Below are 25438 nucleotides of genomic sequence, written 5' to 3'. Positions count from 1 at the left end.
CCATCACCCGCGGCGGAAGCGGGATCGTGCCTCCATACACGAAGACACAGGTCTAAACCAATTCCCGGCAGACACTTGTCACCCGGCCCTTGGACTGATGAGCTATGCCCCGGGACACAACGGACACCCTGGGAATGGGAGATGTCGTGAGCAACGAAAGCTTGGCCAATCTGCTCAAGGAGGAGCGGCGGTTCGCACCGCCTGCCGATCTGGCCGCGAACGCCAACGTCACAGCGGAGGCGTACGAGCAGGCCGATGCGGACCGGCTGGGCTTCTGGGCCGAGCAGGCCCGCCGCCTGACCTGGGCCACCGAACCGACCGAGACGCTCGACTGGAGCAATCCGCCCTTCGCGAAGTGGTTCGCGGACGGCGAGCTCAACGTCGCGTACAACTGCGTGGACCGTCACGTCGAGGCGGGCAACGGAGACCGGGTCGCCATCCACTTCGAGGGCGAGCCCGGCGACAGCCGTGCCATCACCTACGCAGAACTGAAGGACGAAGTCTCGCGCGCCGCGAACGCGCTGACCGAGCTCGGTGTCGGCAAGGGCGACCGCGTCGCGGTCTACCTCCCGATGATCCCCGAGGCCGCCGTCGCGATGCTGGCCTGCGCCCGCATCGGTGCCGCGCACTCGGTCGTCTTCGGCGGGTTCTCCGCCGACGCCATCGCCGCGCGCATCCAGGACGCGGACGCGAAGGTCGTCATCACCTCCGACGGCGGCTACCGCCGCGGCAAGCCCTCCGCGCTCAAGCCCGCGGTCGACGACGCCGTCTCCCGCATCGACAGCGTCGAACACGTTCTCGTCGTCCGCCGCACCGGCCAGGACACCGCGTGGACCGAGGGACGCGACGTCTGGTGGCACGAGATCACCGCACGCCAGTCGAGCGAGCACACCCCCGAGGCATTCGAGGCGGAGCAGCCGCTCTTCATCCTGTACACCTCGGGCACCACCGGGAAGCCCAAGGGCATCCTGCACACCTCCGGCGGCTACCTCACGCAGGCGGCGTACACCCACCACGCGGTCTTCGACCTCAAGCCCGCCACCGACGTCTACTGGTGCACCGCCGACATCGGCTGGGTCACCGGGCACTCGTACATCGTCTACGGGCCGCTCGCCAACGGCGCGACGCAGGTCATGTACGAGGGCACCCCCGACACCCCGCACCAGGGGCGCTTCTGGGAGATCGTCCAGAAGTACGGCGTCACGATCCTCTACACCGCGCCGACCGCGATCCGCACGTTCATGAAGTGGGGTGACGACATCCCCGCCAAGTTCGACCTGAGCAGTCTCCGGGTCCTGGGCTCGGTCGGCGAACCGATCAACCCCGAGGCGTGGATGTGGTACCGCAAGCACATCGGCGCCGACACGTGCCCGATCGTGGACACCTGGTGGCAGACCGAGACCGGCGCGATGATGATCTCGCCGCTGCCCGGCGTCACCCGGACCAAGCCGGGAAGCGCCCAGCGCGCACTGCCGGGCATCAGCGCCACCGTCGTCGACGACGAGGCACGCGAGGTCCCCGACGGCGGGGGCGGCTATCTCGTCCTCACCGAGCCGTGGCCCTCGATGCTGCGCACCATCTGGCGCGACGACCAGCGCTTCCTCGACACCTACTGGTCACGCTTCGAGGGCAAGTACTTCGCGGGCGACGGCGCCAAGAAGGACGAGGACGGCGACATCTGGCTCCTGGGCCGGGTCGACGACGTGATGCTGGTGTCCGGGCACAACATCTCGACCACCGAGGTCGAGTCCGCCCTCGTGTCGCACCCGGCAGTCGCCGAGGCCGCCGTGGTCGGCGCCACCGACGAGACGACCGGCCAGGCCATCGTCGCGTTCGTCATCCTGCGCGGCACCGCAACCTCATCCGACGAACTCATCGCCGAGCTCCGCAACCATGTCGGCACCACCCTCGGCCCCATCGCCAAACCGAAGCGCATCATGCCGGTCGCCGAACTCCCCAAGACCCGCTCCGGCAAGATCATGCGACGCCTCCTCCGCGACGTCGCGGAAAACCGCGCCCTGGGCGACGTCACCACACTCACCGACTCCTCCGTCATGGACCTCATCCAGACCCAGCTGCCGCAGTCCCCCTCCGAGGACTGAGACCCCCGCGGGACCCCGAAGGCCGCAAAGGTCCCGGGGCCCTCGGACCTCTGGGGCCGAGGAGCAGCGCATGCCCGAAGGGCATCCGGCAACGCGCCGGATGCCCTTCGGGCATCTAGGGTGACGATCACCGGTCACGGCCCCGCACGCCCCGGGTACAGTGGCAGCTGATCAATAAAACGATAAGAAATCTCCACAGGGTGTGCCGGGAAGTCTGGTCGGCAAGTGCATCAGCCATGCCATCGCTGCCGTACCGACCCGGAGGTCTCCCCCGTGGCCACCCCCGCACCCCCCTCCCCCCGCCCCACCTTCCTGGGCCGTCTGCCGCTCCCCGAGCGCAACTACCTCGCCGACGCCCTGCGTACGGAGACAGTCGGCGGAGTCATCCTGCTGGTCGCCGCCGTGGCCGCGCTCGTCTGGGCGAACACCTTCGGATCGAGCTACTCGGCCGTCAGTGATTTCCATGTCGGGCCCGGAGCCCTCGGCCTGCACCTGTCCGTGGCGCACTGGGCGGCCGACGGACTGCTCGCCGTCTTCTTCTTCGTCGCGGGAGTCGAGCTCAAGCGTGAACTCGTCGCCGGTGAACTACGCGACCCCAAGGCGGCCGCGCTCCCGGTCGTCGCGGCGCTGTGCGGCATGGCCGTGCCGGCGGTCGTCTACACCCTGGCAAATGTGGCGGGCAACGGTTCCACCGACGGCTGGGCCGTCCCCACGGCCACCGACATCGCCTTCGCCCTCGCCGTCCTCGCCGTCATCGGCACCTCGCTCCCTGCCGCGCTCCGTGCCTTCCTGCTGACACTCGCTGTGGTCGACGACCTCTTCGCGATCCTGATCATCGCGGTCTTCTTCACCGAGAACATCGACTTCGTCGCGCTCATCGGCGCCTTCGCCGGCCTGGCCGTCTTCCACCTCCTGCTGCGGTTCGACGTCCGCGGCTGGTACGTCTACGTACCCCTCGCCCTGGTCATCTGGGGGCTGATGTACAACAGCGGCATCCACGCCACCATCGCCGGTGTGGCCATGGGCCTGATGCTGCGCTGCACCCGGCGCGAAGGGGAGGAGCGCTCCCCCGGCGAACGCATCGAGCACCTCGTGCGCCCGCTGTCGGCGGGTTTGGCCGTGCCGCTCTTCGCACTGTTCTCCGCCGGGGTCTCCCTGGCCGGCGGCGCGCTGGCCGGCGTGTTCAACCGGCCCGAGACGCTCGGCGTCGTCCTGGGACTCGTCGTCGGCAAGACAATCGGCATCTTCGGCGGTACGTGGCTGGCCACCCGGTTCACCAAGGCCGAGCTGAACAAGGACCTGGCCTGGGCCGATGTCTTCGCGGTCGCCTCGCTCGCGGGCATCGGGTTCACCGTCTCGCTGCTGATCGGGGAACTCGCCTTCGCCGGCGACGACGACATGATCAACGAGATCAAGGCGTCGGTTCTCATCGGTTCGCTGATTGCCGCCGTACTCTCCGGTGTACTGCTCAAACTACGGGTACGCAGATACCGGACGCTGTACGACGCCGAGGAACTCGACGAGGACGCGTCGGGGATTCCGGATGTCTACGAGCAGGACGATCCGGAGTACCACCTGCGGATGGCCGCGCTCTACGAGAAGAAGGCGGCCGAGCATCGCCGCCTTGCCCAAGTGGCGGGGGCAGCGAGCACCAAGCCGGACAGTCCGGCATGATCTGACATCGGATGTGTTGAACAGGAGAGGGAGTCAGGGATGAGCGACCCCGGCAATTACGCGGGCAGCGCCGACCGCAGTCTCGGCCAGTTGGTCGCGTCGGCAACGGCCGAACTGTCGGCGCTGGTGCACGACGAGATCGCCCTGGCCAAGGCCGAGGTGCGACAGGACGCCAAGCGCGGCGCCATCGGCAGCATGGCGTTCATCGTCACGGGCGTGCTGCTTCTGTTCGCGATCCCGGTGCTGAGCTTCGCGGCCGCGTACGGAATCCACAACCTGGGGCTGGGACTCGCCTGGTCGTTCCTGATCGTGGGCGGCGCGTTCATCCTGCTGGGGATCCTGCTCGCGCTCTTCGGCTACGCCAAGTTCAAGAAGGTCAAGCCGCCGGAGAAGTCCATCGCCTCGGCGAAGCAGACCGCCGCCGTCCTGCAGGGTGTCAAGCCGCACCCGCGTGCGAGTGTCGGGGCGGACGTGATCCTGCCGGTGGGCGGCAGCACACTTGCGGACAAGGCCATCGAGAACCGTCCGGTCCAGGACAAGGCGTCTGTTGTGGCACGCTCATCCACATGACGGTCCCCGATTCCAGCGCACCCCGCCCTGTGGGCCCGGAAGACCGGGCGGGCCACGAGGAGCCGGCCGGTCCTGCAGGCTCCGCCGCGGCAGCCGGTGGCCCGCCGGGCTCCGGGTCCCCTGCCGGCGGCCCCGTCCGTCTCGACGGCCCCTGGACCCACCGGGACGTCGCGGCCAACGGCGCCCGCTTCCACATCGCAGAAATGGGTGAGGGGCCGCTGGTCCTTCTCCTGCACGGATTCCCGCAGTTCTGGTGGACCTGGCGCCACCAGCTCCCGGCGCTCGCCGATGCGGGCTTCCGCGCCGTGGCGATGGACCTGCGCGGGGTGGGCGGCAGCGACCGGACGCCCCGCGGGTACGACCCCGCCAACCTGGCACTCGACATCACGGGTGTCATCCGCTCGCTCGGTGAACCGGACGCCGCGCTCGTCGGCCACGACATGGGCGGCTACCTGGCCTGGACGGCCGCGGTGATGCGCCCCAAGCTGGTGCGCCGCCTGGTGGTCTCCTCGATGCCGCACCCGCGCCGGTGGCGCTCCTCGATGCTCTCCGACTTCGCCCAGTCCCGTGCTGGGTCGTACATCTGGGGCTTCCAGCGGCCCTGGGTGCCGGAGCGTCAGCTTGTGGCGGACGACGCGGCGTTGGTCGGGCGGCTTATCCACGAGTGGGCGGGACCGGGCACGGCTGAGTTCCCCGACGACGCGGCACTGGACGTGTACCGGCGCGCGATGTCCATCCCTTCGACCGCGCACTGCTCGATCGAGCCCTACCGCTGGATGGTGCGGTCGCTGGCGCGCCCGGACGGCATCCAGTTCAACCGGCGCATGAAGCGGCCGGTGCGGGTGCCGACGCTGCATCTGCACGGTTCACTCGATCCAGCGGTACGTACCCGGAGTTCGGCAGGGTCCGGCGAGTACGTCGAGGCACCGTACCGATGGCGACTTTTCGACGGTCTGGGGCACTTCCCCCATGAGGAGGATCCGGCCGGCTTCTCGGCCGAACTCATCAACTGGCTCAAGGATTCCGAGCCCGACCGGTAGCCGACGGGCACACCTGTCCGACGAACAGCCACTTGCCTGCCGCATAGGCCAATTGGCTGGCGGATGGGCGGTTACCGACCATGTGTCACGGGCAGACGTCCGAGTATGGGCTGGACGCACGACTTCGGTGACGCAGCACGCAATCGTCGCTCGACCGCCACGGCGGTACCGAGCACTCATGAGGGGGGCGGCCCCCAGGGCCGGGTGCACGCTATGCATGTTCTGCATGATCCCCGGCTCGGCATTCCGCGCATCCTCCGCCGCCGGGCCCGCTGGGTCTCGGCGCGGCTGCGCCACCCGCGCGGGTGACCCGGAGGTTCCCTGCGGCAGAGGACGAGACCTCGCTCAGAAGTGTTCACACCCTCGTTCGAGGATGTCGCACGCTGCCCGAGCGGGGGGCCTGGGGCCGCAGACCGACGCCCGGACACGGGGTGTGGTCCTGGGGCGGACGTCCCCTCGCCGACGCCGCCTGACCGGCCGGGAGACCTTGCCCGGTGACCTTGCCCGGCCGGGTCCTAGCAGTAGCCGTCCACCTGGGCGCCGGCTGGAGCGAGGTTGGGCGAGGGGTGCCCTGCTCGGTCGGCGGCAGCAGACCGTAGGAGGTCAAGAAGAACCGCCTCGGCATCGCCTGCAAGCTCAGCCGGGAACGCCGTGATCAACGGATTGCTACGGTCGGAAAGCGGCTGCACGAGCCGAGCACAGGCGGATGCCTCGGCCCGGCTGCTTGCATTGATCGCCTCACTCGCTCAACCTCGCGAAGGCATGCGTCGGAGCACTAGAGGGCGCACCCCTGGCTGTCCACCTGCTGGTTGGCGGTACGGCCCTGGGTGATGTCCTGGCGGATCTCGTCGGCCGTGAGGGCGTAGCCGGTGTCGGGGTCGTCGAGCGATTTGGCGAAGACGACTCCGTACACCTTCCCTTCGGGTGTCAGCAACGGGCCGCCGGAGTTGCCCTGACGGACCGTCGTGAAGAGTGAGTAGACATCACGGCGGACGGTGCCACGGTGATAGATGTCGGGCCCGTTCGCGTCGATACGCGCCCGGACACGCGCGGAGCGTACGTCGTACGAGCCGTTCTCCGGGAAGCCCGCGACGATCGCGCTGTTCCCGGTCGAGGCGTCGTCGTCGGTGCCGGTGAACTGGAGCGGCTTCGCGTCCAGGTCCGGCACGTCGAGTACGGCGATGTCGCGCCGCCAGTCGTAGAGGACGACCTTCGCGTCGTACAGCCGCCCCTGGCCGCCGATCTGCACGGTGGGCTCGTCGACACCGCCGACGACGTGGGCGTTGGTCATCACCCGGCGGTCGGAGAACACGAAGCCGGTGCCTTCGAGGACCTTGCCGCAGCTCGGGGCCGTACCGACGACCTTGACGATCGACTCCTTGGCGCGGGCTGCCACGGGGCTGCCGGCCAAGGCCGGGTCGGGGGCCCTGACCTCGGTGATCGGTTCATTGGCGAACGGACTGAAGACCTGCGGGAAGCCGTTCTGCGCGAGGACCGACGAGAAGTCCGTGAACCAGGTGGAGGCCTGAGGCGGCATCACGCGCGAGATGCCGAGCAGGACGGAGGAGTTGCGGACCTCCTTGCCCAGCGTCGGCAGGGACGTACCGGCCAGCGCGGAACCGATCAGCCAGGCCACCAGGAGCATCGCGACGACGTTGACGAGGGAGCCACCGGTCGCGTCGAGGGCGCGCGCGGGCGACCACGTGATGTACCGGCGGAGTTTGTTCCCCAGGTGGGTGGTGAAGGCCTGGCCCACCGAGGCGCACACGATCACGATGACGACCGCGATGATCGCCGCGCTCGACGAGACCTCGGATCCGTCCGTCACCTGGTCCCACAGGATGGGGAGCAGATAGACGGCGACGAGGCCGCCGCCCAGGAACCCGATCACCGACAGAATGCCGACGACGAACCCCTGGCGGTAGCCGATGACCGCGAACCACACGGCGCCGGCCAGCAGCAGGATGTCCAGCACGTTCACCGTCTATTGCCTCGCAGATTCGTCACCGGGACCGTACGCCTCCCCGTGGCCGGGCAGGCCCGGCAGCGGAGGACGGAAGTCAGCCTGTCATGCGCGCCAGTCGAGCGGCACCTGCTTGGTCCTGTCCCAGGGGCGCTCCCAGCCCGCAAAGTGCAGGATCCGGTCGATCACCCCGGCCGTGAACCCCCAGACGAGAGCGGATTCGACCAGAAATGCCGGGCCGCAGTGGCCGCTGGGATGGCGTGTGGTCACCCGGTTGGCCGGATCCGTGAGATCCGCCACGGGGACGGTGAAGACCCGGGCGGTCTCGCCCGGGTCGACGACCCCGACCGGGCTGGGCGAACGCCACCAGCCGAGGACCGGCGTCACCACGAAGCTGCTCACGGGGATGTAGAGCCGGGGCAGCACGCCGAAGATCTGCACCCCGTGCGGATCGAGGCCCGTCTCCTCCTCCGCCTCGCGCAGCGCGGCGCGGAGCGGTCCCGTCGTCTCCTGGTCACCGTCGGCCGGATCCAGCGAGCCGCCGGGGAAGGAGGGCTGGCCCGGGTGGGAACGCAGGCTTCCGGCGCGCTCCATCAGGAGCAGCTCCGGCCCGCGTGGGCCCTCACCGAACAGCACGAGCACCGCGGACTGCCGCCCGGCGCCGCTCGCGGGCGGCAGGAAGCGGCTGAGCTGCTGGGGCTCGATGGTCCGCGCGGCCCGGGCGACGGGGCCCAGCCAGCCGGGCAGGCCCTCCGTCGTGACGTCGATCGCCCAGTCGCCCCCGGCGCCGGCGGTGCTGCGGGCGTCGTGAGAGGCGGCGCGGGCGTCTCGCGCCGCGGCACTGGGCCGGCCCTGTGCGGCGGTGTCGTGTGCGGCGGCGGCCGCGTCCGTGCTGTGTTCATGCGTCTTCATAGGCACCCCTCGTTGCACAACGCCTGTCCTCACGCATTTCGTTCCGGCGCAGCTCGCAGACTCAGCCGGCGCCCAGGGCGGGGGCGGGTCTGCCCGGGTAGTCCGAAGGCGGCTTCAGCCGCTGGCCCGGCTGGCCTCCCATTTCGTACTTCAGCAGCTTCCCGGCCTTCTCGGGGTCCGTCTCGCCGACCCCGTACGAAGGGCAGAGCGGGGCGACCGGACAGGCGCCGCAGGCGGGCCGGCGGGCGTGACAGACCCGGCGGCCGTGGAAGACGACGCGGTGCGAGAGCATCGTCCACTCGCTCTTGGGGAAGATCGCCGCGATCTCCGCCTCGACCTTCTCCGGATCCTCCTGCTCGGTCCACTTCCAGCGGCGGACGAGCCGGCCGAAGTGCGTGTCGACCGTGATGCCCGGAACGCCGAAGGCATTGCCGAGGACGACGTTGGCCGTCTTGCGGCCGACCCCCGGCAGCGTCACGAGATCCGCCAGGCGTCCCGGCACCTCGCCTCCGAAACGGTCCCGCAGGGCGACGGAGAGGCCTATGAGCGACTTGGTCTTGGCCCGGAAGAAGCCCGTCGGCCGGATGATCTCTTCCATTTCCTCCGGGACGGCCATCGCCATGTCCTCCGGAGTCGGGTACTTCGCGAACAGCGCCGGCGTCGTCTGGTTCACCCGCAGGTCCGTCGTCTGCGCCGACAGCACCGTGGCCACCAATAGCTCGAACGGCGTCTCGAAGTCGAGCTCCGGATGCGCGTACGGATACGTCTCCGCCAGGACGCGGTTGATCTTCCTCGCGCGCCGCACCATTGCCAGGTGCGACTCAGGCTTCCCCGGCTTCGCAGCCGCCTTCACCGCCGGTTCGACCGCGGACTTCCGGACCTTGCTCTCTGCCATGCACGAAGGCTACGCCGAAGGGGCGAACCGACGGGGCCGGTTCATGGCCTGGTCACGATGTCGGCGTATTTCCCTTCGCCGCCGCCCTCAGGCGGCCGGGAGGCGCGTTTCGGGACGCCGGCCCCGTGGCTACGGGCCGACGCCCTCGGAGAGGAAGAAAAGAAGGGGAAAGGGGGAGGGAAGGACATCGGGCCCCGCCGCGCGCTTCAGTGCTGGTGGTCGCCGCCGTGCTCCACGGAGGCGGAAGAGGAAGCAGAAGCGGACGCGGATGGAGCGGCCGGGGCGGGGGTGCCGGCCGGGCGGTCCGTGGCGGTGACCGTGAAGGCCGCGGTCCGGACCACACCCCCGTGCCGGAAGTCCAGGAAGAGGCGGTAGCTGCCCCGGCTCGGAGCGGTGGTGGTGAAGGTGATGTCCGGGCCGGGCGCGGTGCCGGCGGCACTGGGCTCCCCATCGGGGTGGACGTGCAGATACGCGAGGTCGCCGGCCCGCAGGGCGACCAGGTGGCCGTACGCGCCGAGGTAGGGCTGGAGATCCGTGACGGGCCTGCCGTCCTTGGCGACGGAAAGGCCGAGCCGCGTGGAGCGGCCGGGGGTGAGGTCGCCGGTCAGGGTGACGCGGTAGCCGTCGACGCTGACGGTGCGTCCTGTCACGGCCGCTGGTACGGGACGCAGGTCTCCGGCGGCATGAAGATCGGCGCCGAGGGTGAGGCCCTGCGAGGCGCCGGCCGGGGTGAAGTCGGCGAAGACGCGGTACTCGCCGGCGGCGGGCAGGGCGGCGGCGGTACGCCAGGTGCCGTCGGCGGCGCGGGTGGGGTGCAGGTGCTGGAAGGTGGAGAGGTCGCGCGGGGCGACGATGAGGTGCAACTCCTTGCCGTGCGCGGGCCGGTAGGCCGTGACGGGCTTGCCGTCCCTTCCGAGGATCCGGAAGCGCAGTTCGATGGGGGCGCCGGCGGTGACGTAGGGGTCGCCGAGGCTGAGTGTGTAGCCGCGTTCGGAGATCTGCAGGCCGCCGGGGACGTGGCCGGGGTCGCCCGACGCATCGCCGCCGCCCGGGGGAGCCGGGTCCGAGGGCGCGGCGGCGGAGGCGTGCCCCGCGTGGGCGGCGTCGGACGGCTTCGGGGTCGTGTCGCCGGTGGCGTGGCCGATGCCGTACGAGGCGCCGAAGACAGTGGCGAGGCCGGCGGTGAAGGCGGTGATCTTCAGGGCTGTGTTCATGGCGGGCTCCTCAGCGGATCGGGCGGCCGGGACGTGCATCGTGCGGGAACGGCCGACGCAGCCGGGCACGGCACGTCGCCGTCACGACGGACCGGGCTTGCGAGGCCTCCTCGTGGTCGGCGGACAACGCGGCCACATACGCAGTAGATACCCCCTAGGGGTATCTGGTCAACCCAAATCCAGATACTGGGCAGGGGTATACAGCCTTACGCTCGCCCGGCCATCCCGACCACCCCGACCGACCCCGCCGCTCGCCGCCCGTCACTCATCGCCCGCCGCTGCGTCACTCGTGACCTGCAGGGCGGCCTCGCCCCCGCCGGTCACCCCTCCGCCCGCCCCTCCGAGGGACCCCCACCGCACAGCCCTCTGCGCCACCCCCTCGCCCGGGTGGCCCATTTGTCGCATTTTCACGACCAACGCCGGACTGTTCGCTCACAGCGGAATCACTCCTCGCCGACACCCCGTCAGGCCCCCTGGCCTGCGCTCTCACCGGCGGCCCGGTCACCCGGCCGGCCCAGCGCCCGGGACCGGCATCCGCCCCGTTCGCAGGAGATCCGCCCCCAATCGGACCCCTGCCGCACGCTCCGGCACGTGCGTGCGTCAAACTGGTTTGTGATTGATCGCACTGTTTTACCGTCCGGCATGATGGGGACCACGGTTCCCTGAACAGGCCGACAAGGAGAGAACTCGTGGACGACGTTCTGCGGCGCGCCCCGCTTTTCGCGGCGCTCGATGACGAGCAGGCCGCGGAGCTCCGCGCCTCGATGAGTGAGGTGACCCTCGCGCGCGGCGACGCGCTGTTCCACGAGGGTGACCCGGGCGACCGCCTCTATGTGGTCACCGAGGGCAAGGTGAAGCTCCACCGCACCTCCCCCGACGGGCGCGAGAACATGCTGGCGGTCCTCGGCCCCGGCGAACTGATCGGTGAGCTGTCGCTCTTCGACCCGGGCCCGCGTACCGCCACCGCGACCGCGCTGACCGAGGTCAAGCTCCTCGGTCTCGGACACGGCGACCTCCAGCCCTGGCTGAACGTCCGCCCCGAGGTGGCCACGGCCCTGCTGCGCGCCGTCGCCCGGCGCCTGCGCAAGACCAACGACCAGATGTCCGACCTGGTCTTCTCCGACGTGCCGGGCCGTGTCGCCCGCGCTCTCCTCGACCTGTCGCGCCGCTTCGGCGTCCAGTCGGAAGAAGGCATCCACGTCGTGCACGACCTGACGCAGGAGGAGCTGGCCCAGCTGGTCGGCGCTTCCCGCGAGACGGTCAACAAGGCGCTCGCCGACTTCGCCGGCCGTGGCTGGCTGCGGTTGGAGGCCCGCGCGGTGATCCTGCTGGACGTCGAACGGCTGGCCAAGCGGTCCCGCTGACCCGTCGTCGTACGCAACACCCGAGGGGCCCCGCCACACGGCGGGGCCCCTCGCGTACGTGACCGGGCAGGGACCGTCAGATCAGTCCGTGCTCCCGCAGGTACTCCAGCTGCGCCCGCACCGACAGTTCCGCCGCGGGCCACAGGGACCGGTCCACGTCCGCGTACACGTGTGCCACCACCTGGGACGACGTCAGATGCCCGGCCTCCACGGCCGTCTCCACCTGGGCCAGGCGGTGTGCGCGGTGCGCCAGGTAGAACTCGACGGCGCCCTGGGCGTCGTCCAGCACCGGGCCGTGTCCGGGCAGCACCGTGTGCACCCCGTCGTCGACCGTCAGCGAGCGCAGCCGCCGCAGCGAGTCGAGGTAGTCCCCCAGCCGCCCGTCCGGGTGCGCCACCAGCGTCGTCCCGCGCCCGAGGATCGTGTCGCCCGTCAGCACGGCCCGATCGGCGGGCAGATGGAAGGAGAGCGAGTCCGCCGTGTGGCCCGGGGTGGGCACCACGTACATCTCCAGCCCGCCGGTCGTGATCACGTCCCCCGTGCCCAGGCCCTCGTCGCCGAGACGGAGCTCCGGGTCCAGGGCCCGCACCTTCGTACGGGTCAGCGCGGCGAACCGGGCCGCGCCCTCCGCATGGTCGGGGTGCCCGTGAGTGAGGAGCGTCAGCGCGATCCGGCGGCCCGCCCGCTCCGCCGTGTCGATGACCGCCCCCAGATGGGCGTCGTCCAGCGGGCCCGGGTCGATGACCACCGCAAGGTCCGAATCGGGCTCGGCGACGATCCAGGTATTGGTGCCGTCCAGCGTCATGGTCGACGCATTGGGCGCGAGAACGTTGACCGCACGGGTCGTGGCGGGGCCGGACAGCACCCCGCCGCGCGGCTGCCCGGGCAGCGCGGCCGCGTCGCTCATGCCGCCCCACCGTCCGCACCGGCCGCGCCGGCCGCCGGGACGTGTCTGGTGAACTCCTCGTGCCCCGGCCAGCTCAGCACCAGCTCCTCGCCCTCCAGGCGGGCCTGTGCGAGCACAGGGGCGAGGTCCTGGCCCGACGCCGCTTCCAGCGCCTGCGCGGCGGTGGCGTACGGCCTGAGCACACGCAGCGTGGAAATCGTGGGCGGCATCATCAACAGCTCCCCCCGGTCGTATCCATCGGCAGCCTCGCCCGGACCGATCCACACCGTGCGGTCGGCCTCCGTCGAGGCGTTGCGGGTGCGCTGGCCCGCCGGCAGCGCGGCGACGAAGAACCAGGTGTCGTAGCGACGCGGTTCGAACTCCGGAGTGATCCAGCGCGCCCACGCGCCGAGCAGGTCCGAACGCAGCACCAGCCCGCGCCGGTCCAGGAACTCCGCGAACGACAGCTCCCGCGCGACGAGCGCCTCGCGGTCGGCCTCCCAGTCCTCGCCGGTGGTGTCCGTGACGACCGTGCCCGCGGTCGGGCCGGCGAGCAGGACGCCCGCCTCCTCGTACGTCTCGCGGACGGCGGCGCAGACGATCGCCTGCGCCTCGGCCGGCGTCCCGACCCCGAGCCGCCGCGCCCAGCTCTCCAGCGCGGGTCCGGCCCAGCCGACGAGTCCGTCGTCGTCGCGCGGATCGACACCGCCACCCGGATAGGCGTACGCCCCTCCGGCAAAGGCCATCGAGGTGCGCCGGCGCAGCATGTGGACCATCGGCCCGTCCCCGGTACCCGCGGCGGCGTCCCGGAGCAGCATCACGGTGGCGGCCCGCCGGGGGGTCGCCGCCGTCAGTTCGCCTGCGGCGAGGGCCCGGATCCGGTCGGGCCATTCGGGTGGGTACCACTGACCATTGGACATGGCCGGAGGCTATCCGGAACCGTGACGATGTTCGAGGGCACGGTGATCCGTACATGCCCTGTACACAGATGATCCCGCCCGGTCGGCACGACCGGGCGGGATCACCACCGGCACCGCAGCGGAGCCCCGGCAGCGGCACGACGTCGGCTCAGGCTCCGGTCAGCTCGACCTGGACCTCGACCTCGACCGGCGCGTCCAGCGGCAGCACGGCGACGCCGACGGCGCTGCGGGCGTGTACGCCCTTGTCACCGAGCACCGCGCCGAGCAGCTCGCTCGCACCGTTGATCACGGCGGGCTGGCCGGTGAAGTCCGTGGCGGAGGCGACGAAGCCGACGACCTTCACGACGCGGGCGATCCGGTCCAGGTCGCCCGCGACCGACTTGACGGCGGCCAGCGCGTTGAGTGCACAGGTCTTCGCCAGCTCCTTCGCCTCGTCGGGAGTGACCTCCGCGCCGACCTTGCCGGTGACGGCGAGCTTGCCGTCCACCATCGGCAACTGGCCCGACGTGTACACGTACACCCCGGACTGCACGGCGGGCTGGTACGAGGCGAGCGGCGGCACGACGTCCGGCAGGGCGAGCCCGAGTTCGGCGAGCTTCGCCTCGACGGCGCCCGCCACTACTGCTTCTCCCGCTTCAGGTAGGCCACGAGCTGCTCGGGGTTGTTCGGGCCGGGAACGACCTGGACAAGCTCCCAGCCGTCCTCGCCCCAGGTGTCCAGAATCTGCTTGGTCGCGTGCACGAGAAGGGGCACGGTCGCGTATTCCCACTTGGTCATGGCCCGACTGTAATGCCTGGCCGCTCCACGGGACGCGCAGCCTCGTGCGTAGCCTGCGGCGCGACTGGTTAGGCTCGAATACGTGAGCAGGTTCCAGGTCGTCAGCGGCAAGGGCGGTACCGGTAAGACCACGGTCGCCGCCGCCCTCGCGCTCGCCCTCGCGACCGAGGGCAGGCGCACCCTCCTCGTCGAGGTCGAGGGCAGACAGGGCATCGCCCAGCTCTTCGAGGCGGACTCCCTCCCCTACGAGGAGCGCAAGATCGCCGTCGCGCCGGGCGGCGGGGAGGTGTACGCCCTGGCGATCGATGCCGAGCGCGCCCTCCTCGACTATCTCCAGATGTTCTACAAGCTCGGCAGCGCGGGCCGGGCCCTGAAGAAGCTCGGCGCGATCGACTTCGCCACCACCATCGCGCCCGGCGTCCGGGACGTCCTGCTGACGGGCAAGGCGTGCGAGGCGGTGCGCCGCAAGGACAAGCGGAACCGGTTCGTCTACGACTACGTGATCATGGACGCCCCGCCGACCGGCCGCATCACCCGCTTCCTCAACGTGAACGACGAGGTGGCGGGGCTGGCCCGGATCGGCCCGATACACAATCAGGCGCAGGCCGTGATGCGGGTACTGAAGTCTCCCGAGACCGCGGTCCATCTGGTGACCCTCCTGGAGGAGATGCCGGTCCAGGAGACCGCCGACGGCATCGCGGAGCTGCAGGCCGCCGAACTGCCGGTGGGCCGGGTCATCGTGAACATGGTGCGCCCACACCTGCTGGACGAGGACACGCTGCGCACCGCCGCGGGGGGACGGCGCAAGGAGATCGCCAAGATGCTCACCCGGGCAGGTGTGACCGGCTCCGCAGGACTCGTACGCCCCCTGGTCGAGCAGGCGGCCGAGCACGCCCAGCGGGTGGAACTGGAGCGTGAGCAGCGCGCCGTGCTGGCAGGGCTCGGGCTGCCCGGGTACGAACTGCCGCTGATCGGCGAAGGGGTGGACCCGGCCGGACTGTACGAACTGGCTGTGGAGCTCCGCAAGCAGGGCGTGGGCGAAGCTGGGGCGGAACAAGGGGTGGGTTCATGACATCGGGAACGGAAGCGGGCACCGGCGCGGGCACGGCGGACGCGAGTCCGGACCCGGCCCCCGCCCTGGACACCGACGCCCTGCTCGACGACCCGGACATCCGGATCGTCGTGTGCTGCGGCTCGGGCGGCGTCGGCAAGACGACGACCGCGGCGGCCCTCGGCGTACGGGCGGCCGAGCGCGGGCGCAAGGTCGTCGTCCTCACCATCGATCCGGCGCGCAGACTCGCCCAGTCCATGGGCATCGACTCCCTGGACAACATCCCGCGCCGGGTGAAGGGCGTCGGGACGCCGGGCGCCGGCGAACTGCACGCCATGATGCTCGACATGAAGCGGACCTTCGACGAGATCGTCGAGGCGCACGCGGACGGGGAGCGGGCCCGGGCGATCCTGGAGAACCCCTTCTACCAGTCCCTGTCGGCCGGTTTCGCGGGCACGCAGGAGTACATGGCGATGGAGAAGCTCGGTCAGCTGCGGGCGCGCGACGAATGGGACCTGATCGTCGTGGACACCCCGCCCTCCCGGTCCGCGCTGGACTTCCTGGACGCACCGAAGCGGCTGGGCTCGTTCCTGGACGGAAAGTTCATCAAGCTGCTGATGGCCCCGGCGAAGATGGGCGGCCGGGCCGGAATGAAGTTCCTCAACGTGGGCATGTCGATGATGACGGGGACGCTGGGCAAGCTGCTCGGTGGCCAGTTCCTGCGGGATGTGCAGACGTTCGTCGCCGCGATGGACACCATGTTCGGCGGGTTCCGCACCCGCGCCGATGCCACGTACAGACTTCTCCAGGCACCCGGCACGGCGTTCCTCGTCGTCGCGACACCGGAGCGGGACGCGCTCCGCGAAGCGGCGTACTTCGTGGAACGGCTGGCAGCGGAGGACATGCCGCTGGCCGGCCTGGTGCTCAACCGGGTCCACGGCAGTGATGCCGCCCGGCTCTCCGCCGAGCGCGCGCTGGCCGCCGCAGAAAATCTTGATGCCGACGGCATTGTGGATCAGGGGGCCGGGAAGGCTGGACTTCGTGAGCCCGCCGAATCCCCCGCGGCCGGTTCCGCACAGACCCCGCACCCCGCAGGAGCCGCCACCCCCGAACCGTCCGAGCACGCATCGGAGCGGGACCCCGCCGACATCTCGGACGCAGATGCCGACGCCCCTACCGACGCCGTGACCACTGACGCCGCGATCGACCCCGTGCCCGCAGGCGCCGTGACCGTCGAACAGCTGACGGCAGGTCTGCTGCGCCTGCACGCCGAACGGATGCAGGTGGTCGCGCGCGAACAGCACACACGCGACCGCTTCACCGCGCTGCATCCCGAGGTGGCCGTCACCGCGGTGGCCGCGCTGCCCGGAGATGTCCATGACCTCGCAGGGCTGCGAGCCATCGGGGACCGGCTCGCGACCGGTTCCGCCTCGGCCGGAGCTGCTTAGTCTCCCCGTCGTCCGTCCCGCCGTCGGGGGCTACCCCACGGCGGCGAACGTCTCGTGCAGTTCGTCGTCCTCCAGCCCGATCGCCACGGGCAGGATGCCCGTGGACTGCTCGTACTCACTGCGCGCGGTCTCCAGCAGCCGGCGCCAGGACGTGACAGTCGGGCGCCGGCGCAGCAGTGCGCGGCGCTCCCTCTCGGTCATCCCGCCCCACACGCCGAATTCGACGCGATTGTCGAGCGCATCGGCAAGGCACTCGGTCCGCACCGGGCATCCGGTGCACACCGCCTTGGCTCTGTTCTGCGCTGCCCCTTGTACGAACAGTTCATCCGGATCGGTAGTGCGGCAGGCTGCCTGCGCACTCCAGTCGGTTACCCAGCCCATCCCGGCGCCGTCCTCTCCCGAATCGAGGCTCCCCCACGGCGGCAGCGGCATATTCACTGCTGCCAGTTGAGGACGTTACGGAAGGTGGCGACAGCACAACACCCCCTTCGGGCCCAATCTTGAATGGCCCGAACGGACTATGCGTATGCGGCAGATCACCCAGGGGAGTGAGGTGAGGACATGCGCGACTATCCCGGAAGAATCGGGACAGACCACCTGAGTCATAACGGACGGTCGATGACACACGAGGCGATTTCGGGAGCGCCTGAACTCGTGGCCGGGTCATGCACAGGGTCATGCAGGGGGGTTGATACCAAACCGGACTGCTGTGACAGTTGAGAGCAGCTTAGGCCAAGGCATATACGTGTGTCCGGCGAATGAGAACGTAGGCTGCCCCCATGCCAAAGAAGCGCTCGGGCGGGGGTCTCACGACGACCCAGCAGGCCGCCAAGTTCCTCGGTGTCGCCGCACTCTCCGGAGTGGTCCTGGCGGGCATCGCGCTGCCGGCCGCCGGAGCACTGGGTCTCGCCGCGAAGGGAACGGTCGACGGGTTCGACGAGATCCCGGCCAACCTGAAGACTCCGCCGCTGAGCCAGCGCACCACGATCCTGGACAACCAGGGCGGCCAGATCGCCACGGTGTACTCGCGGGACCGCACCGTGGTGCCGCTGACGAAGATCTCCCCGTACATGCAGAAGGCGATCATCGCGATCGAGGACGCCCGCTTCTACGAGCACGGCGCCGTCGACCTCAAGGGCATCCTGCGCGCGATGAACCGCAACGTACAGGCGGGCGGGACCGCGCAGGGCGCGTCGACCCTCACCCAGCAGTACGTGAAGAACGTCTTCGTCGAGGAGGCCGGCGACGACCCGACCAAGGTCGCCCAGGCCACCCAGCAGACGCTGGGCCGCAAGGTCCAGGAGCTGAAGTACGCGATCCAGGTCGAGGAAGAACTCGGCAAGAAGAAGATCCTGGAGAACTACCTCAACATCACCTTCTTCGGGCAGCAGGCGTACGGCGTCGAGGCGGCCTCCCAGCGGTACTTCTCCAAGTCGGCGAAGGACCTGAAGCTGGAGGAGGCGGCGATGCTGGCCGGCATCGTGCAGTCGCCCAGCCGCTACGACCCCGTCAACGACAAGGAAGAGGCGACCAAGCGCCGCAACACCGTCATCCAGCGGATGGCCGACGTCGGGGACATCTCGCCGGAAGAGGCCGCCAAGGCCAAGGAGACCCCGATCAAGCTGAAGGTGAAGCGGCCGAAGAACGGCTGCATCACCGCGGTGAGCGGTTCCGGCTTCTTCTGCGACTACGTACGCCAGATCGTCACGAGTGACCCCACCTTCGGCAAGACAGCGAAGGACCGCGCCAAGCTCTGGGCCACCGGCGGACTGACCATCAAGACGACCCTGGACCCGCGCTCCCAGGCCGCCTCCAACAACGCGGCCACCTCCCTGGTCAACGAGGACGACAAGGTCGCGACCTCCGTCGTCCAGGTCCAGCCCGGCACCGGCAAGATCCTTGCGATGGCGCAGTCCCGCCCCTACGGACTGGACGCGTCCAAGCACCAGACCGTGCTGAACCTCTCCGTCGACCACAAGATGGGCGGCAGCTACGCCGGCTTCCAGGTGGGGTCGACCTTCAAGCCGATCACCGCGGCGGCCGCGCTGGAGGAGGGGATCAGCCCGGCCCAGAGCTTCACCACGGACCACAAGATCACCCTGCCCGCCGACGCCTTCCACAACTGCAAGGGCGAGCCCGCGGACACCATCCCGTGGAACGTCGAGAACGAGCTGGAGTCGGAGAAGGGCACCTTCGACATGACCAGCGCGCTGGGCAAGTCGGTCAACACCTACTTCGCCAAACTGGAGCAGCGGGCCGGCCTCTGCGAGACGATCACGATGGCGAAGAAGGTCGGCTACAACCGCGGCGACAACAAGCCGTTGCTGCAGAACCCCGCCACCACCCTCGGCGGCCAGGAGTCGACGCCGCTGGCGATGGCTTCGGTGTACGCCACCTTCGCCAACCGCGGCACGTACTGCACCCCGATCGCGATCCAGTCGGTGACCAAGCCGGACGGCAAGCACATCGACGTACCGAAGTCCCAGTGCAACCGGGCCATGAGCGAGCACTCGGCCGACACCATCAATCAGATGCTCAAGGGCGTCGTCGAGGACGGCACCGGAAAGTCGGCCGGCCTCAGCGACCGCGACAACGCGGGCAAGACCGGTACGACCGACGAGCGCATCAACGCCTGGTTCGTCGGCTACACACCGAACCTGTCCACGGCGGTGTGGGTCGGCAGCGACGGCGCCCACCAGATCCCGATGAGCAACATCACCATCGGCGGCCAGTACTACGAGGACGTCTGCGGCGGCTGTCTGCCCGGCCCGATCTGGCGGACGGCGATGACCGGTTCCCTCAACGCCTCCGAAACCCCGGCCTTCACCCCGGTCGACGTACCGCGGGCGAAGCCGAAGGAGGACAAGGACAAGAACAAGGACAGGGACAGGGACAAGCACAAGCCGGGCGAGGGCGACGACAAGCCCGGCGACGGCGATCCCTTCCCCGGCATCAGCATTTCGCCGGACCTGATCGGCGGGAACGACGGCAACGGCCGCGGTCAGAACGACGGCGGGACGAACGGCCCCTGACCCGGCCGGTCCCCTCGCACGCCGGACATGAAGGTGGGGCGCTCCCGGTCCGGGGGCGCCCCACCTTCATGTCTGCCGCTTGCCGAGCCGCGCGGCCTCAGCCCGCGAGGAGCTTCTTCACCGTGGCGGCCACCCGGCCGCCCTCGGCGCGCCCCGCCACCTTCGGGTTCACGATCTTCATGACGGCGCCCATCGCGCGCGGCCCCTCGGCCCCGGCGGCCTTCGCCTCGTCGACGGCGGACGACACGATCGCGGTCAGCTCGTCGTCGCTCAGCTGCTGCGGGAGGTAGGCGTCCAGCAGCTCGCCCTCCTTCTTCTCCCGCTCCGCCTGCTCGGCCCGGCCGCCCTTGGCGAAGGCCTCGGCCGCCTCGCGGCGCTTCTTGGCCTCCTTGGCGATCACCTTCTGCACCTCGTCGTCGGAGAGTTCGCGGGCCGTCTTGCCGCCGACCTCCTCCTTGGTGATCGCGGTGAGGGTCAGCCGGAGCGTGGACGAGGTCAGCTCGTCGCGCGCCTTCATGGCCGTGGTGAGGTCTTCCTTGAGCTTGGACTTGAGCGTGGTCATGGGGTGATTGTGGCAGGTGCGGGGTGTGCACCGCCCGCCGGTTTTCCTGTGGACACGCACCGTCTGCGACGATGGGCGCATGCGCGCACGCTACGGAGTACCCCTGAAAATCACGGCGGTCACCGCCGCGGCCGGCGCCGCCGGTCTCGCCTACGCGGCCGGATTCGAGGCCCGCTCGTTCCGTCTGCGAAGGGTCACCATCCCGGTACTCCCGCATGGGGCACGCCCGTTGCGGGTCCTGCAGGTCTCCGACGTCCACATGGTCAGCGGCCAGCGCAAGAAGCGCGCCTGGCTGCAGTCGCTGGCCGGGCTGCGCCCGGACTTCGTCGTGAACACCGGCGACAACCTCTCCGACCCGGAGGCCGTACCGGAACTGCTGGACGCGCTCGGTCCGCTGATGGAGTTCCCGGGTGTGTACGTGTTCGGGTCCAACGACTACTACGGCCCCAAGCTCCGCAACCCCGCCCGCTACCTCCTCGAGAAGGCGGCGGGCAAGCACGGGCTCAACGGGAACGCCCCGGCCGTCGGCGTCGTCCACAACCCGTGGGAACCGATGCGCGACGCCTTCGACGACGCGGGCTGGCTGAACCTTTCCAACACCCGCGGCCGCCTGAAGCTCGACGGCCTGGAGCTGGCCTTCACGGGCCTGGACGACCCGCACATCAAGCGTGACCGCTACGCAGAGGTCTCGGGCGGCCCCGAGACGAGCGCCGACCTGTCCATCGGTGTGGTCCACGCCCCCTACCTGCGCTCACTCGACGCCTTCACCGCGGACGGCTACCCGCTGATCCTGGCCGGCCACACCCACGGCGGCCAGCTGTGCATCCCCTTCTACGGGGCCCTGGTCACCAACTGCGACCTGGACACGGACCGGGTGAAGGGCCTCTCCAGCCACACGGCCGACGGCCACCGCGCCTACCTCCACGTCTCGGCCGGATGCGGAACCAACCGCTACACCCCGGTCCGCTTCGCGTGCCCGCCGGAGGCAACCCTGCTGACCCTGACCCCGCGGGACGTGTGACCGACGGTGCCCGGTCCCTGACCACCGGCAGCCGCGCGATCGCCACAAAAAGCGGATTTCGTCTCCGGGCGCCGGTGGGCTAAAGTAATCGATGTCGCCGGGAGACCGGCGGCGATCGGGGTGTAGCGCAGCTTGGCAGCGCGCTTCGTTCGGGACGAAGAGGTCGTGGGTTCAAATCCCGCCACCCCGACAGCTGAAACACCAGGTCAGGGGCCTGATTCACTTAGTGGATCAGGCCCCTGACTCGTTCCTAGGGCCATCTTGGGAGCCGTTTGGGAGCCGATCTCAGGATCCGGCTCCCAAGGAGCCGCCATTGAGCCTGCCGAGCAGAACCTCGACGCGACACTTACGGGACGGACGCCCGGCAGAGCCTCCCCGCGATCAAGCAGCGGACTCCACCCCTGGGGCGGAATCCTCCGGCGGGTCGAGGAGTCTGAAAGCGCAGTCTCCCGGACGCCGCCCCAAGCGCTGGACCATGAGAGCGCCGAGGAGCGCTGTCCCCGGGCCACGCACCGGTCCCGCATCCGTGCCGACATAGAACAAACCGTTCTCGTCCGGTTCCCGGCCCTCGTGCTCGGTGCCGGCGGCCAGCGCGAGGCAGAAGCCGAGGAGATCGACGCGCAGGCCGACGGCCAGGTCACCTCGAAGGAACACCAGCGGGTGTGCCAGCCCCTCGCTGTCGTAGCCGGCGGAGACGACGGCACCCAGCCCGTCGGGTAGCGGGTACATCTCCTCAGGGATGTCCTCGACTACGCCCTTCATGTCGACGGCAGCAAGCTTCAGAAGCTCCGTGAGCACCTCTTCGTCGCTCCGCCACCCGTCCTTCGGCGCCCAGTTTCCATCCTTGTAGAGATGGATGACATCGGCCGTCGCGTCCGGCGGGTCTCCCAGCACCAAGTCCGCCAACACGTCGCTCGGCTCCTTCACCACCACACCGTGGCCTTCTCGCGGCCAGAGGACCAGGTGAGGGGAGGGACGGTGAATGTATCGAGCGAGAAGCGACCGGATGGCTACCGACAGTTCTTGCTCGCTGAGGCCGGGGCGCACCAGCACGCAGATCCGGTCTGGAAGGACGGCCAATGCAGCCTGCATGCCGTGCTGCCCGAGGTCGATCTCGACTGCCTGTGTGTTCATCGCATCCAGCAGTACCGGCAGTTCCAATGCCCAGGCGTCATGTGCTCGGATCCTGCCCTTCCCATGGGTTCCCTCGGGTGCGACTTGCACTGCTTGCTTCTGCATAAGGTTGCCTTCCTTCGTTTGAACCGGGTCACCCAGTCTTGGTCCGGTTCATAGCGAGGAAGGCGTAAAGTCGTGAAACGCCTTGTCGTGCGCATCGCGCCTGCCACGCTCACAAGCGCCAGGCCGCATCCAGGCGAATTGGTCCCGCAGGGACCCCTCCTAGCGAACCTGAGCGATTTTCTCAATACAGGTTGTGCTGGCTCGAGCACACACGGTACGACCGTGCCATGCACCGTTGGTCGCCACTCAATGATCGCCAGCTGGTCCTGCTCACCCGCATCGGGAAGGGGACGGAACCTGTTACCTCGGACAGCCCGGAACTTGCCGCCACCGCTCACGCCCTCAAGGGGCGGGGCTTGATCACCATGCCGAAGCAGAGCGGGAGGTGGCAGGCGGACATCACCAACGACGGACGCTTCTACCTGGAACACGGGCACCATCCTGACCGGCCGGAGCGGACTCCACGCAGGCAGCGTTCGGCGGCCCCCAAACTGACACCAGAGGCTGGCCCTCCCAGCCGACAGACAGCGCCCTCGTCTGCGGCTGCGAAGCCCTCGCGTCCCTCACCGGCCTCGATCGGCGCGGCCCTGATCACCCAAGTGCAGGAAGCCGGCCGCTTCCTCCGTATCCCGAACCCGAGCGACGGGGAGCGGGGCCGCTACCGGCGAGCATTCGACGCTGCGCGGCAATGCGCCCCCGAGGGGTACCACCTCAAGCACACGGGGCGGGAGAGGGGTGATTTCGTTCTCGGCCTGCTCAGGATGACCGGCGAGGACGACACCGAATGGAATCGGATTCGCCTGGCGCGTAGCCGAGTGATCACCGACGTTGAGGACGTGGTCGCCGCGGTTACCGCAGACCACAGTGCCTTTGAGATCTCCGAGGAGGTCCTCCCCCGGGTGATCGCGCTGCTCCGTCTCCTCGCCGAGCAGGCCCTCGTTCGTCATGGCGAGATCGCGGTGTCCAAGAAGCGCCGGCAGGCGCGCCCCCTGCTGACGGTCCACGGCAGGACGTACGAGGTCAGCTTCCGCGAGCGGCAGAAGCAGGTCAGGTACGTGCCCAAGCAACCGGGTCGGCGTACCTACGACTGGCAGCGGGTTGCTCCGGCGAACCGGTCCGAGCCGTCCGGCGAGTTGGAACTGCATCTCAGCCAGCACTCGGGCTACAGCTACGGCTCCGGATGGAAGAAGGACTGGGCCGACACCGCCAAGAAGTCGCTGGAGGACCAGGTCGGTTCGGTCTTCCGCGCGCTCAAGGCACACGCCGAAGAGGAGGAACGGGCTCGGTTGGAGCGCGAGGCTCAGCAGCGGCGGCTGCGGGAGGAGCGGGAAGCGGAGCAACTGCGACTGCGTGAGGAGCGGGAGCGGAAGGAGAAAGAGCGCCGCCTACGGGAAGTGGAGGAGATGCAGCGCAGGCAGCAGGAGTGGGAGGCCGCTGTCAGCGTCGCGACGATCAAGGCCGTGGAAGCGGTGCAGGTCGAGCGCTTCAGTACGGCGTTAGAGCAGTGGCGGACTGCTGGGGAGATCAGGGATTTCTGCGCAGCGCTGGACAAGGCCGCTGCCACGTCGAGCGACGGCCTCGACGCCGAGCGGCTGCGGGAGTGGTCGGCGTGGGGGAAGGCCGAGGCCGAGCGGCTCGACCCCACCGTGCGCGGACGGGGACTTACCGGCCACGGCTTCCATGCGCAGCCGACGGACGACCAGCTACGGCCGTTTCTCGACGGCTGGCACCCGCAGCGTCCCGAGCGGGTCGCGTCGGTGAAGGAGAAGCCTCAGGTGGAAGTCGCGTCACCCAAACCGGAGCCAGACCGGCGGCACGACCTCAGCGACGAACGTCTGGATCAAGGCTGGAGATATGGACGCCCAGCTCGCGCTCAATGGTGGAGGCGATGAAGCCGTGTCCGCGGTCACGTAGGGTCGTCACCGCCCGCTCGACCAATTTCCCGAGCCGGATGACCTCCGCGCGCAGGGCGACCAGTTCGTCATAGCGCTCGGACTTGTCCTCGCCGCACCAGGCCCGCACGGTCCTCAGGACGGTCGCTTCGGCGTCCAGCTTGCGGTCATCGCGACGGCTGTAGGAGGAGTACCAGGAAGACTGGGCGCGTTCCTGCTCAAGGCTCTGCTGTTTGCGGTCCACCTCCGGCAGAATTGTGTCGGCGAGACGTTCGGCCACATGGCGGACGAGACGTTCAGTGACTGGCCAACCTGCCAGGCAGTGGCCGTCGCGGTTCTCGTGGATCGTAGGGTCGTCCCGCAGTTTCGCGGGATCCATACCGACGAGCGGTGCGGTCTCATCCAGTCGGCCCATGTCCAGGATGCCGGCGTCCTGGACGCCTCGCCGCAGGCGCAGTTTGCTCTTCGGTCTGACGAACCCAAGGATCAGCCGCGCGGCCTCGAACTCCGTGCTGCCCCTCACGTGTCGCGACGCCTCGGCCAACGCCAACTCCGCCGCGTCGTCCGCGTGGAACTCTTCGGCCTTCGCCCACGGAACCACGAGGCACGTGGGGTTGACCCATTCCTGTAGCCCGGCGGCGTCACCGTCAAGGAACCGCACATGCACCCCGCCCGTCCTGCCGGGGCCGCCGACACGCACAATCTCTACCTGGCGGACCGCGCTGCCCAGGTCCTTCGGCCTCACGCGATATGCCCAGTGCTCACCCAATTCCATGCGCCTATTGAGCCAGGTCTGTTGGCACCAGCGCCCGCCGATTCGCCAAAACCACCAGAAGGAATCGAGTGCCCAGATCCCGTCGGCGTGATCGGGCTCGG

The 25438-nt window shown here is 69.5% G+C and carries 23 protein-coding genes and 1 tRNA gene; 12 read left to right on the top strand and 12 right to left on the bottom strand.

Translation table 11 applies throughout. The annotated features are described in order from the left end of the window. The first annotated feature begins 104 nt into the window (after positions 1-104). The 5 genes from acs (at position 105) to ABZ434_RS10535 (ending at position 5695) form a co-directional block, all read left to right on the top strand. On the top strand, positions 105-2102 hold the full coding sequence (acs, locus tag ABZ434_RS10555; RefSeq protein ID WP_359133918.1) for an acetate--CoA ligase: 1998 nt from the start codon (positions 105-107) through the stop codon (positions 2100-2102). Positions 2103-2375: 273 nt separating this feature from the next. Continuing rightward, entirely contained in the window at positions 2376-3776 is a 1401-nt protein-coding gene (nhaA, locus tag ABZ434_RS10550) for a Na+/H+ antiporter NhaA (RefSeq protein WP_359133915.1), read from the top strand. 39 nt (positions 3777-3815) lie between these two features. After that, positions 3816-4346 carry a phage holin family protein gene (locus ABZ434_RS10545; RefSeq protein WP_359133912.1) on the top strand — a complete coding sequence of 177 codons (531 nt, stop codon included), beginning with the start codon at positions 3816-3818 and terminating at the stop codon, positions 4344-4346. Beyond that, positions 4343-5386, top strand: coding sequence for an alpha/beta hydrolase (locus tag ABZ434_RS10540; protein ID WP_359133909.1), 1044 nt, complete (start codon positions 4343-4345; stop codon positions 5384-5386). The genes ABZ434_RS10545 and ABZ434_RS10540 overlap by 4 nt, the downstream gene beginning before the upstream one ends. Before the next feature lie 105 nt (positions 5387-5491). Continuing rightward, positions 5492-5695 (top strand): hypothetical protein, encoded by a 204-nt coding sequence (locus ABZ434_RS10535; protein WP_359133907.1) that lies wholly within the window; start codon positions 5492-5494, stop codon positions 5693-5695. Between the two features lie 466 nt (positions 5696-6161). Here the strand turns inward: ABZ434_RS10535 and ABZ434_RS10530 are convergent, their stop codons facing one another. From ABZ434_RS10530 to ABZ434_RS10515, 4 genes are all read right to left on the bottom strand, one after another. Next, a complete protein-coding gene (locus ABZ434_RS10530; RefSeq protein ID WP_359133905.1) occupies positions 6162-7367 on the bottom strand; it encodes a MarP family serine protease in 1206 nt (401 codons plus the stop codon). A gap of 87 nt (positions 7368-7454) precedes the next feature. After that, positions 7455-8261 carry a CoA pyrophosphatase gene (locus tag ABZ434_RS10525; RefSeq protein ID WP_359133903.1) on the bottom strand — a complete coding sequence of 269 codons (807 nt, stop codon included), beginning with the start codon at positions 8259-8261 and terminating at the stop codon, positions 7455-7457. Positions 8262-8322: 61 nt separating this feature from the next. Next, positions 8323-9156 (bottom strand): endonuclease III, encoded by an 834-nt coding sequence (nth, locus tag ABZ434_RS10520; protein WP_359133901.1) that lies wholly within the window; start codon positions 9154-9156, stop codon positions 8323-8325. A 206-nt stretch (positions 9157-9362) separates the two neighbouring features. Continuing rightward, positions 9363-10370, bottom strand: coding sequence for a hypothetical protein (locus ABZ434_RS10515; RefSeq protein ID WP_359133900.1), 1008 nt, complete (start codon positions 10368-10370; stop codon positions 9363-9365). Positions 10371-11059: 689 nt separating this feature from the next. On the opposite strand from ABZ434_RS10515, the gene ABZ434_RS10510 reads away from it, so the two are divergent. Continuing rightward, positions 11060-11734, top strand: coding sequence for a Crp/Fnr family transcriptional regulator (locus tag ABZ434_RS10510; protein WP_123460131.1), 675 nt, complete (start codon positions 11060-11062; stop codon positions 11732-11734). A 76-nt stretch (positions 11735-11810) separates the two neighbouring features. Here ABZ434_RS10510 and ABZ434_RS10505 read toward each other — a convergent pair whose 3' ends face one another. From ABZ434_RS10505 to ABZ434_RS10490, 4 genes are all read right to left on the bottom strand, one after another. Beyond that, positions 11811-12641: an MBL fold metallo-hydrolase gene (locus tag ABZ434_RS10505; protein WP_359133898.1), complete on the bottom strand. Its 831-nt coding sequence runs from the start codon at positions 12639-12641 to the stop codon at positions 11811-11813. Continuing rightward, positions 12638-13540, bottom strand: a complete 903-nt coding sequence (locus ABZ434_RS10500) for an NUDIX hydrolase (RefSeq protein ID WP_359133896.1) — start codon at positions 13538-13540, stop codon at positions 12638-12640. Before ABZ434_RS10500 ends, ABZ434_RS10505 begins: the two co-directional genes overlap by 4 nt. Positions 13541-13688: 148 nt before the next feature. Continuing rightward, positions 13689-14159, bottom strand: a complete 471-nt coding sequence (locus tag ABZ434_RS10495; protein ID WP_219573178.1) for a RidA family protein — start codon at positions 14157-14159, stop codon at positions 13689-13691. Then, positions 14159-14317: a DUF4177 domain-containing protein gene (locus tag ABZ434_RS10490; protein WP_003991873.1), complete on the bottom strand. Its 159-nt coding sequence runs from the start codon at positions 14315-14317 to the stop codon at positions 14159-14161. The genes ABZ434_RS10495 and ABZ434_RS10490 overlap by 1 nt, the downstream gene beginning before the upstream one ends. Before the next feature lie 82 nt (positions 14318-14399). On the opposite strand from ABZ434_RS10490, the gene ABZ434_RS10485 reads away from it, so the two are divergent. Both ABZ434_RS10485 and ABZ434_RS10480 read left to right on the top strand, forming a co-directional pair. Further along, positions 14400-15389: an ArsA-related P-loop ATPase gene (locus ABZ434_RS10485; RefSeq protein ID WP_359133894.1), complete on the top strand. Its 990-nt coding sequence runs from the start codon at positions 14400-14402 to the stop codon at positions 15387-15389. Continuing rightward, positions 15386-16816 (top strand): ArsA family ATPase, encoded by a 1431-nt coding sequence (locus ABZ434_RS10480; protein ID WP_359133892.1) that lies wholly within the window; start codon positions 15386-15388, stop codon positions 16814-16816. Before ABZ434_RS10485 ends, ABZ434_RS10480 begins: the two co-directional genes overlap by 4 nt. Before the next feature lie 30 nt (positions 16817-16846). Here ABZ434_RS10480 and ABZ434_RS10475 read toward each other — a convergent pair whose 3' ends face one another. Continuing rightward, the gene (locus tag ABZ434_RS10475) at positions 16847-17197 is read right to left on the bottom strand and encodes a WhiB family transcriptional regulator (protein ID WP_359134186.1); all 351 of its coding nucleotides are present in this window, start codon (positions 17195-17197) and stop codon (positions 16847-16849) included. 398 nt (positions 17198-17595) lie between these two features. Here ABZ434_RS10475 and ABZ434_RS10470 point away from each other — a divergent pair, with 398 nt between their 5' ends. Beyond that, positions 17596-19848, top strand: a complete 2253-nt coding sequence (locus ABZ434_RS10470; RefSeq protein WP_359133889.1) for a transglycosylase domain-containing protein — start codon at positions 17596-17598, stop codon at positions 19846-19848. 97 nt (positions 19849-19945) lie between these two features. Here ABZ434_RS10470 and ABZ434_RS10465 read toward each other — a convergent pair whose 3' ends face one another. Then, complete coding sequence (locus ABZ434_RS10465) at positions 19946-20410, bottom strand: GatB/YqeY domain-containing protein (protein ID WP_359133886.1); 465 nt, start codon at positions 20408-20410, stop codon at positions 19946-19948. 79 nt (positions 20411-20489) lie between these two features. Here ABZ434_RS10465 and ABZ434_RS10460 point away from each other — a divergent pair, with 79 nt between their 5' ends. Together ABZ434_RS10460 and ABZ434_RS10455 are read left to right on the top strand one after the other, a co-directional pair. After that, positions 20490-21431, top strand: a complete 942-nt coding sequence (locus ABZ434_RS10460; RefSeq protein WP_359133884.1) for a metallophosphoesterase — start codon at positions 20490-20492, stop codon at positions 21429-21431. A 116-nt stretch (positions 21432-21547) separates the two neighbouring features. Then, positions 21548-21621: transfer RNA gene (locus tag ABZ434_RS10455), tRNA-Pro, on the top strand. A 191-nt stretch (positions 21622-21812) separates the two neighbouring features. Here ABZ434_RS10455 and ABZ434_RS10450 read toward each other — a convergent pair. Then, a complete protein-coding gene (locus ABZ434_RS10450; protein ID WP_359133882.1) occupies positions 21813-22670 on the bottom strand; it encodes a hypothetical protein in 858 nt (285 codons plus the stop codon). Positions 22671-23035: 365 nt separating this feature from the next. Between ABZ434_RS10450 and ABZ434_RS10445 the strand changes: the two genes are divergently transcribed. Beyond that, on the top strand, positions 23036-24562 hold the full coding sequence (locus ABZ434_RS10445) for a PE-PGRS family protein (protein WP_359134184.1): 1527 nt from the start codon (positions 23036-23038) through the stop codon (positions 24560-24562). On the opposite strand, the gene ABZ434_RS10440 is transcribed toward ABZ434_RS10445, so the two are convergent. Then, positions 24492-25337 (bottom strand): PE-PGRS family protein, encoded by an 846-nt coding sequence (locus tag ABZ434_RS10440; protein WP_359133880.1) that lies wholly within the window; start codon positions 25335-25337, stop codon positions 24492-24494. The genes ABZ434_RS10445 and ABZ434_RS10440 overlap by 71 nt on opposite strands. Positions 25338-25438: the final 101 nt, after the last annotated feature.

The organism is Streptomyces sp. NPDC005761 (assembly GCF_040630635.1).
In the GTDB taxonomy this organism is placed as follows: Bacteria; Actinomycetota; Actinomycetes; order Streptomycetales; family Streptomycetaceae; genus Streptomyces.
Note: the sequence above shows the minus strand (reverse complement) of the source record. Positions and strands in the feature narration are given on the sequence as shown.

Bases quoted from the DNA above. Each gene is read 5' to 3' on its own strand.
- ABZ434_RS10505 (WP_359133898.1), bottom strand. From the start codon at position 12,641: ATGAGCGACGCGGCCGCGCTGCCCGGGCAGCCGCGCGGCGGGGTGCTG.
- ABZ434_RS10540 (WP_359133909.1), top strand. From the start codon at position 4,343: ATGACGGTCCCCGATTCCAGCGCACCCCGCCCTGTGGGCCCGGAAGAC.
- ABZ434_RS10545 (WP_359133912.1), top strand. From the start codon at position 3,816: ATGAGCGACCCCGGCAATTACGCGGGCAGCGCCGACCGCAGTCTCGGC.
- ABZ434_RS10515 (WP_359133900.1), bottom strand. From the start codon at position 10,370: ATGAACACAGCCCTGAAGATCACCGCCTTCACCGCCGGCCTCGCCACT.
- ABZ434_RS10440 (WP_359133880.1), bottom strand. From the start codon at position 25,337: ATGGAATTGGGTGAGCACTGGGCATATCGCGTGAGGCCGAAGGACCTG.
- ABZ434_RS10475 (WP_359134186.1), bottom strand. From the start codon at position 17,197: ATGGGCTGGGTAACCGACTGGAGTGCGCAGGCAGCCTGCCGCACTACC.
- ABZ434_RS10460 (WP_359133884.1), top strand. From the start codon at position 20,490: ATGCGCGCACGCTACGGAGTACCCCTGAAAATCACGGCGGTCACCGCC.
- ABZ434_RS10525 (WP_359133903.1), bottom strand. From the start codon at position 8,261: ATGAAGACGCATGAACACAGCACGGACGCGGCCGCCGCCGCACACGAC.
- ABZ434_RS10450 (WP_359133882.1), bottom strand. From the start codon at position 22,670: ATGCAGAAGCAAGCAGTGCAAGTCGCACCCGAGGGAACCCATGGGAAG.
- ABZ434_RS10535 (WP_359133907.1), top strand. From the start codon at position 5,492: ATGGGCTGGACGCACGACTTCGGTGACGCAGCACGCAATCGTCGCTCG.
- ABZ434_RS10480 (WP_359133892.1), top strand. From the start codon at position 15,386: ATGACATCGGGAACGGAAGCGGGCACCGGCGCGGGCACGGCGGACGCG.
- ABZ434_RS10465 (WP_359133886.1), bottom strand. From the start codon at position 20,410: ATGACCACGCTCAAGTCCAAGCTCAAGGAAGACCTCACCACGGCCATG.
- ABZ434_RS10445 (WP_359134184.1), top strand. From the start codon at position 23,036: ATGCCGAAGCAGAGCGGGAGGTGGCAGGCGGACATCACCAACGACGGA.
- nth (WP_359133901.1), bottom strand. From the start codon at position 9,156: ATGGCAGAGAGCAAGGTCCGGAAGTCCGCGGTCGAACCGGCGGTGAAG.
- ABZ434_RS10490 (WP_003991873.1), bottom strand. From the start codon at position 14,317: ATGACCAAGTGGGAATACGCGACCGTGCCCCTTCTCGTGCACGCGACC.
- acs (WP_359133918.1), top strand. From the start codon at position 105: ATGCCCCGGGACACAACGGACACCCTGGGAATGGGAGATGTCGTGAGC.
- ABZ434_RS10470 (WP_359133889.1), top strand. From the start codon at position 17,596: ATGCCAAAGAAGCGCTCGGGCGGGGGTCTCACGACGACCCAGCAGGCC.
- ABZ434_RS10500 (WP_359133896.1), bottom strand. From the start codon at position 13,540: ATGTCCAATGGTCAGTGGTACCCACCCGAATGGCCCGACCGGATCCGG.